Below are 271 nucleotides of genomic sequence, written 5' to 3'. Positions count from 1 at the left end.
CCAAGGGGATTCGAACCCCTGTTACCGCCGTGAAAGGGCGGTGTCCTAGGCCTCTAGACGATGGGGACCCGGACTGCATTAGACTCTGCAAAGAGTGAATACTCATTAAGTTCTGTAGGCTAAAACTCAACGCTTTGCTCTTTTCGAAAAAAGAAAGTGGTATCCCCAAGGGGATTCGAACCCCTGTTACCGCCGTGAAAGGGCGGTGTCCTAGGCCTCTAGACGATGGGGACCCGGACTGCATTAGACTCTGCAAAGAGTGAATACTCAT

General features: G+C 51.7%; 1 tRNA gene. It reads right to left on the bottom strand.

The features are described 5' to 3' along the window. Positions 1–157 precede the first annotated feature (157 nt). Positions 158–233 (bottom strand) — tRNA-Glu (locus K5Q73_RS21500). Positions 234–271: the final 38 nt, after the last annotated feature.

The sequence above is a fragment of the Shewanella sp. MBTL60-112-B2 genome, assembly GCF_019655055.1.
Classification (GTDB): domain Bacteria; phylum Pseudomonadota; class Gammaproteobacteria; order Enterobacterales; family Shewanellaceae; genus Shewanella.
Note: the sequence above shows the minus strand (reverse complement) of the source record. Positions and strands in the feature narration are given on the sequence as shown.